Source organism: Synechococcus sp. H55.10, from assembly GCF_047502715.1.
Taxonomy (GTDB): Bacteria; Cyanobacteriota; Cyanobacteriia; order Thermostichales; family Thermostichaceae; genus Thermostichus.
In genome coordinates this window covers 1-716 of sequence record NZ_JANSJJ010000154.1, presented here as the reverse complement: position 1 = coordinate 716, position 716 = coordinate 1, and the positions used below count along the sequence as shown (strand labels likewise).

At 57.7% G+C, this 716-nt stretch carries 1 protein-coding gene; it reads left to right on the top strand.

Annotated elements, in window-relative coordinates:
* Positions 1–48 precede the first annotated feature (48 nt).
* A partial coding sequence (locus NW858_RS09595) for an RtcB family protein (RefSeq protein ID WP_414520384.1) occupies positions 49–716 on the top strand: 668 nt, incomplete at its 3' end.

The following is a 716-nucleotide window of genomic DNA, read 5'->3' as shown; positions in this document are numbered from 1 at the left end:
TTGTATGCCAGCGTACCGGTAGGGCTCGGCAGCCGCAGCAAGCTTTCCTTGAGCGACAAAGAGATGGAAGCCATGCTGGAAGGCGGAGCAGAATGGGCTGTTGCTCAAGGCTACGGCAAGAAAGCAGATCTAGAGCACATCGAAGAACATGGCCGCATGCGTGGAGCAAAGCCAGGCGAAGTCTCCGCCTACGCCCGTGAACGCCAGCGGCGCGAGATGGGAACCCTAGGCTCAGGTAACCACTACCTCGAAGTCCAGGTTGTCGACGAGATCTACGATCCCAAGGCTGCCGAGAGTTTTGGTCTCAGGCAGGGGGAAGTTGTCATTACTATTCACTGCGGCTCGCGGGGCCTGGGTCACCAGATTGGCACTGAATATTTGAAGAAGATGCAACAGGCAGCTAAAGAACACGGCATAGAGCTGCCTGATCGCGAGCTGGCATGTGCGCCTTTGCAGTCCAAAGTGGGGCAAAGCTACCTGGGAGCAATGCGGGCAGCCGTCAACTGCGCCTTGGCTAACCGCCAGATCATCACCCACTGGGTGCGCCAGGTATTCGCCGAGCTTTTTCCCAAGGCTGAACTCGACCTCATCTACGATGTCTCCCACAACACCTGCAAGGAGGAGACACATATCATAGAGGGGAAAAAACGCCGCCTGTTTGTCCACCGCAAGGGGGCAACGCGCGCTTTTGGGCCCGGCCACCCAGAGATCCCTCA